This is a genomic window from Psychrobacter sp. APC 3426 (assembly GCF_030408035.1).
In the GTDB taxonomy this organism is placed as follows: domain Bacteria; phylum Pseudomonadota; class Gammaproteobacteria; order Pseudomonadales; family Moraxellaceae; genus Psychrobacter.
The window spans coordinates 1-5,790 of sequence record NZ_JASDCF010000049.1 but is presented as its reverse complement, the minus strand read 5'-3'; the positions used below and the strand labels follow the sequence as shown (position 1 = coordinate 5,790).

The 5,790-nt window shown below is 39.6% G+C and carries 5 protein-coding genes and 2 pseudogenes; 3 read left to right on the top strand and 4 right to left on the bottom strand.

All coding sequences use genetic code 11. From position 1 onward, the window contains the following. Nucleotides 1–719: 719 nt before the first annotated feature. Nucleotides 720–1,139 carry a hypothetical protein gene (locus QL919_RS13950; RefSeq protein ID WP_290190076.1) on the bottom strand — a complete coding sequence of 140 codons (420 nt, stop codon included), beginning with the start codon at nucleotides 1,137–1,139 and terminating at the stop codon, nucleotides 720–722. A 270-nt stretch (nucleotides 1,140–1,409) separates the two neighbouring features. On the opposite strand from QL919_RS13950, the gene QL919_RS13945 reads away from it, so the two are divergent. Then, a complete protein-coding gene (locus tag QL919_RS13945) occupies nucleotides 1,410–1,856 on the top strand; it encodes a hypothetical protein (RefSeq protein ID WP_290190075.1) in 447 nt (148 codons plus the stop codon). Between the two features lie 330 nt (nucleotides 1,857–2,186). Here the strand turns inward: QL919_RS13945 and QL919_RS13940 are convergent. The 3 genes and pseudogenes from QL919_RS13940 to QL919_RS13930 form a co-directional block, all read right to left on the bottom strand. Then, nucleotides 2,187–2,644: pseudogene (locus QL919_RS13940) on the bottom strand (DDE-type integrase/transposase/recombinase); the annotation flags it as partial. Nucleotides 2,645–2,720: 76 nt separating this feature from the next. After that, nucleotides 2,721–2,978: pseudogene (locus QL919_RS13935) on the bottom strand (resolvase); the annotation flags it as partial. A gap of 330 nt (nucleotides 2,979–3,308) precedes the next feature. Further along, entirely contained in the window at nucleotides 3,309–4,214 is a 906-nt protein-coding gene (locus QL919_RS13930; RefSeq protein WP_290190073.1) for a LysR family transcriptional regulator, read from the bottom strand. Between the two features lie 150 nt (nucleotides 4,215–4,364). On the opposite strand from QL919_RS13930, the gene QL919_RS13925 reads away from it, so the two are divergent. Both QL919_RS13925 and QL919_RS13920 read left to right on the top strand, forming a co-directional pair. Continuing rightward, nucleotides 4,365–5,429, top strand: a complete 1,065-nt coding sequence (locus QL919_RS13925) for a TIGR03571 family LLM class oxidoreductase (RefSeq protein ID WP_290190072.1) — start codon at nucleotides 4,365–4,367, stop codon at nucleotides 5,427–5,429. 17 nt (nucleotides 5,430–5,446) lie between these two features. Then, nucleotides 5,447–5,662: a hypothetical protein gene (locus QL919_RS13920; protein WP_290190071.1), complete on the top strand. Its 216-nt coding sequence runs from the start codon at nucleotides 5,447–5,449 to the stop codon at nucleotides 5,660–5,662. Nucleotides 5,663–5,790: the final 128 nt, after the last annotated feature.

Genomic DNA, 5,790 nt, shown 5'->3' with positions numbered 1-5,790 from the left:
GGGTAGTCGTCTTTAGCTTCAATTAGCATACGGACGGCTCGCTCTTGCATTTCAGGGGTATAGTTTCGTGTTTTCATTGTCGTATTCTCTCAGAAAATTGAGTCTCCGACAATCCCGGGGCGGTTCAAACGCTACTTTTGACCAATTTATTAGGAATCCCATTCGCGCTTGGTTTGGCTATTTGGGAAGGACAGCCATTTGATTGGCGCTCATTGATTACGGCCGCCAGTTCAAATATATTCATTTTGATTTATGCAGGTATATGCGTACAGGTGTATCGACACATTGAAGCGTACAAAGTCTCTAGTGCGGAATACTCAGGTTTAATAGGGGCGGTGGTGGTTGGAATCATATGGTTTAATGAAGTGCCAAATATGACTTTGTTAGTAGGGTCTGCGCTGATTATTCTACCTTTGATATGGCTGGCTACTCTTGAATCTATGAGGTTTAGACAAAAAGTTGGGTAGGATAATAGCTTTTAAAACCTAATCAAGCTGACGTGCCATAAATAATAAGAAATAATAAAAGTTATGAATAAGACTAAAATGTTATTTAACGTTTACATCGGTTCATGCTTGACGAAACTGTAGATTACTTGTTAAACACTATAATAAGTCGGTTGCATGATGAGAGCATCCTACATTTTGTGTAATTATTGATGAAAGCCACATAGCTGTTACACAGAATATAGGATGCTCTCCATTATTAAGCTTATATACCTATAGAATAGATAATTCTAGCCAATATGGAGGTGTTTTTCCTTTAGAAGCTTGAGAACGTGGCTGAAGAATACGTAATTCATATTTACCTGAATATGGAAGCGTGTAATAACCTTGGTCATCCAGCTCAGGGGCGTACTCTCCTACGTTAACAGAGTCTGCTAAATTCTTATGGAATAAATAAGAATCTACATTCCCTCCCGCTGTTTTAACAGAAAGCTTTTGGTTCTTTTTGGCATAAAATGTATAGGAATCGTACTTACTACCCTTTAATTTCCCATAATAGTTAGCTGAACTAGCGCCTTTTTTAAATTGAACATCAACAGTTTTAGCCACTGCATCTGAAGAGGCGGCCATTACTGTAGGGCTTACCATTAGAACAGGAAGAGCAATTAGAATAGCAGCAGTTAAATTTTTCATATTTTAAACACTCAAGCAGTAAAAAAAACGATTTTATCTTATTGCACACTGTCAACCTTTATAGATATGTTATATTAGTATTACTAATATAGAGAGTGCGTTGGTAAGTTACTGAATAAGGCCGCCCGTAATGGATAGTATTAATTAATGCCCTATCTTCTAGTTCTACCGCAAACCTACCTATGGTAGTAAAAACCTGAATTTCATCACGTAAACAAAGAGAACACTGCTAAATAGTGGTGTTCTCTTATTATATTTAAAGGAAAAATTATGCGTTCTTTGCTTCTAACGACAATGTGCTTAACGGGCAGCTTAGCTCTAGTGGCTTGTAATAACCATCGTGCCGACACCACGGATCTGAGTAAGCAGCCTACAATAGAAGTGCCGGTAGCGTCAGCGGCATTTACTGCTTTTGGAAACACCGCTAAAGAAAAAATTTGGCGAATAGTGATTGAAGGAAATGAGCTAAGTATAGAGGCGAATTTCTTAAAGCCAACGACAGCAACAGTTATCGTGGTGGGTTCTGGTTCTGTCAATACTGAAGGTGTCGAATACGCGAGTACTATCAATGGACAGCCTATTGTTGTGAATATAAAAAATAACCTTTGTATCGATGACAATGGCTATCAAAATGAACTTACTGCAATATTAACTTACGCAGGCAAAGCATATCAGGGTTGTGCCGTTGCCGGTGCAATAGAAATTGCGCCCACATAGAAGATAAGCCTAACCTATGAATAAACCATTGAAAAAATTTAGCCTAGTATTCTTACCATCATTTTTGTGGGTCGTATTAACTGGGCTAGGATTTGGCTCTCAAAGTCTATCTAATTTGATTGAAATTATAGGAATTTTTATAGTATCTGTGCTGTGTTTATTTATCCCAGAACGATTTATAAAATATCAACACCTTCTTCTAATACTCTTAATAATCAGTGCCTTAGTGCGTTTTTTAACCCCATATATACCGGAATAATTTCTTTATAATTATTAAACCAGTTGGCTATCTGAACCGCCCCGACTATATCGGAGAGCGTTTTATTTGAGTCAGGCAACTTTGCCTGACTCACTAAGACTATCATAATATTGCTTTTCAAACTCGAAAGGTGATACATAACCAATCGTACTATGCAAACGTGTTTTATTAAACCAATCAACCCATTCAAGAGTTGCTAATTCAACATCATTCACACCTTGCCACTGCTGTTTTAAATAATCAATCACCTCTGTTTTATAAAGCCCATTAACCGTTTCAGCCAATGCATTATCATATGAATTACCCGCGTGCCAACAGAGGTAATAACGCCAGAATCAGCCATCTTATCAGTATAACGAATAGATAAATACTGAACGCCTCTATCACTACGATGAATAACGTCTTTTGGGTTGTTTCTGTCTGCAATGGCTTGATTTAACGCTGCCATCACCATATCGATGTTCATACGATTAGACACCTTCCAGCCAACAATACTACGGACAAACACATCTATAATAAACGCAGTATATCCCAGCGGAACCATCTAAAAAGGCTCATTAATCAATTAACAGACTACTCATAGTAGACTGCTATAGTGGAACCACTCAATGAGTACTGAGCATCTTCGGTCTTTCCTTGGCCACATCAGCGATCAGATGCCGTGAGCACTTGGTCATTTTTTGAATATCAGAATAGCTATGACCTGATTTAAGCAGACTAGCGATGATCTTACGCTTCTCTGTATCTTTCCTACGTCCTGAATACTTACCTTCTGCTTTAGCACGAGCAATACCTTGTATCTGGCGGTTACGGCGATCCTCATAGTCTTTTCGAGCAATGGTTGCGAGCATATCCAGCATCATTGTAGTGGCATAATGAAATAGGACAGTAGATAAGAGATTATACTATCACCAAGACTGGAGAGAAGATATGACCACTACACACCGCACAAACAAAAGTATTAAGCTATTATTCTAGTAAGTAATGAAACAAAATTATATATGGTTTTCCGTTCACCCTGAGCCTGTTGAAGAGTAGGAAAACCGTTATGGTTCGACAAGCTCACCACGAACGGTTTTTTATAATTTAAATTTGTTCAGTTACTTAAATCAGAATAGTATGATGAAGAAAGCCTTTCCTAAATTAGTTACGCATAATATTCTACTGCTTTTCACAATATCACCATCTACAGTTTAACCTATCAAACGCTGTGCTAAAAAATTCACCAACACGCCAATTTTTACCACATTACGGCTAGTGGGCGGATACACCAAATAAATCCCGTCATCTGTCGCCAAAGACGGGGTCACTTGCCAATCAGACAACACCTGTACCAACGCCCCAGACTGCAACGCTTTCTCAATCAGCCAATTAGGTAAATGGCTAATCCCTTGTCCATCAAGCGTGGCTTGTTTCAGCATTTCTATATTATTACCCATCAAATTCCCTGTCACCCGCAAACTTTGCGTTTTACCCGTTTGATGGAAATACCACTTTGACGCATAGCCTTGATACATAAATGGCAAACAATTATGCTCGGCTAATTGTGACGGTATTTGTGGTGTTCCATGCAATCGTAGATAATCGGGACTGGCACATAACAGCCGTTGCTGAGAGGCAATAAATTTTGCTACCAAGCGGTCATCCTCCACACGCCCTAACCGCACCCCTACATCATATTTCTCATTAAATAAATCTACAAATTCATCACTGGCAAATAGCTCCAATTCAATTTTTGGGTATAAATGGGCAAATTCGGCAAGCAATGGGGCGATTTTTTCAATCCCATAGGCACTGGGAAAAGTAAGGCACAATCGCCCTTGTGGCTCAATTTGCTCCTCTTTAATCGCTTCATTTACCTGTTGTAATTCAGCTAATATCGGCTCGGTCTGTTGTAAATAACGCATCCCTGCATGGGTCAAATCCAAATGTCTGGTTGAGCGATTCAATAGCTTAATTTGCAAGGATTGTTCTAAGTTATCAATTTGCCGAGTGACAGACGACACCGCCAGCCCAAGCTGACTTGCCGTGGCAGTAAAGCTATTAGTATTCGCCACATGGTGAAAAATAGTGAGGGCATAGAAGTAATTGATGGTCATGGGTTTGTTAGCAGTTAAGTGTATTTTTGAATAAACATATTTTTGCAAAAAAAGCAAAACTGTTTCTAATTTTACCCCAATTATCATTAAAAATAAAAGCATTATACTAGGGCTATATTTTTTAATGCTTAATTTAACGGAGTGACTCCCATGACCACAAGCTCACAAACTGATGTACCAAACCTCTCTGTTCTTGGACAAGACAATAGCCAATTATTTCACACCGCTCAGACGAATGAAAATATAACCCCGCAACAAAAACAACTACCCCCTCATCTTGCCAATCACCCTGCATTTAGTGAGGTGTTTCAAGCGGATAAACTCACCTTGGGATTGATTGCCCCGTTTAAAGGCTATCCCAATAGTCCGATTCCGAGCTTAGAAGACTTTGGGGAAACCGCTGTCTTAGCAGAACAGCTTGGATTTTCTGCACTATGGTTGCGAGATGTGCCATTTTATGACCCAAGTTTTGGCGATGTTGGACAAGCATTTGACCCCATGGTTGCCATGGGCTATTTGACTGCGAAAACCCAACGAATTGCGATAGGTTCAGCAGGCATCGTTGCACCTTTGCGGAGTCCCATTCATATCGCCAAAGCCTCAGCAAGTACGGCAGTATTAAGCAATAATCGCTTTATTTTGGGGATGTCGAGTGGCGATAGACCTGTGGAATACCCTGTGTTTCAGCAAAACTTTGACAATCGTGCCGAGCGTTTTCGAGAAAGTTGGGACATGATTCGTGCCTTAACCACCCAAAAATTTCCGCAGTTTAAAGGGCAACATTATGGGGATTTAACAGGAAATATTGGCTTTATCCCTATCCTTGAACAACGCTTACCGATGGTTGCTATTGGTCGTGCCAGACAGGAACTAGATTGGCTTGCTAATACTGCCGATGCGTGGATTTGGCATGGGGTAAACCCAAAAGATACCAAAAATATTGTGCAAACCTTGGCGGATTTAAATCAAGATGACGCTTGGCATCCTTTTGGTTATGCCAATTTTGTCGAACTTAGTGAGAATCCGAATGAGCCTGCTCAATTATCTCGCAATATTTATCTACGAGGCGGGTCACATAGTTTGCTGGAATTTTGGCAAGAGCAGAAAGAACAAGGCTTATCTCATGTCACCATTAATTTAAAGCCTACCAAACGCCCTGTCAAAGAAACGTTGCAAGACTTAGCAGAAAATGTGTTAGCCAAATTAAACCAATAAAAATGGGGTATAAAACCATGAAAACGCTTGTCATTGATACCACAGTCAATGCCCATACTGAGTCATTTTCGGCTCAGTTACTACAACAAATCAAACAGCAATTTGCTGAAAGCACAACCTATTTGCCATTAAATGACATGGATTTACCTACCTTGGATGAGGCAACCCTAACGGTCATTTATAAACAAAAAGCAGGGGGAGCCTTTCCCAAACTTTGTGTAACTACCATATAGTACCCCACTCTCAACTTCGAAAGTGATTGAAAAAAGAAGAGCACCTCACTAATCTATTGTTTTCGACCAAGAATACAATGGAGTTGTGAGATGCCCATAGACGAATTTATCATCAATATCTATTTAAT

Bases quoted from the DNA above. Each gene is read 5' to 3' on its own strand.
- QL919_RS13950 (WP_290190076.1), bottom strand. From the start codon at position 1,139: ATGAAAAATTTAACTGCTGCTATTCTAATTGCTCTTCCTGTTCTAATG.
- QL919_RS13945 (WP_290190075.1), top strand. From the start codon at position 1,410: ATGCGTTCTTTGCTTCTAACGACAATGTGCTTAACGGGCAGCTTAGCT.
- QL919_RS13930 (WP_290190073.1), bottom strand. From the start codon at position 4,214: ATGACCATCAATTACTTCTATGCCCTCACTATTTTTCACCATGTGGCG.
- QL919_RS13925 (WP_290190072.1), top strand. From the start codon at position 4,365: ATGACCACAAGCTCACAAACTGATGTACCAAACCTCTCTGTTCTTGGA.
- QL919_RS13920 (WP_290190071.1), top strand. From the start codon at position 5,447: ATGAAAACGCTTGTCATTGATACCACAGTCAATGCCCATACTGAGTCA.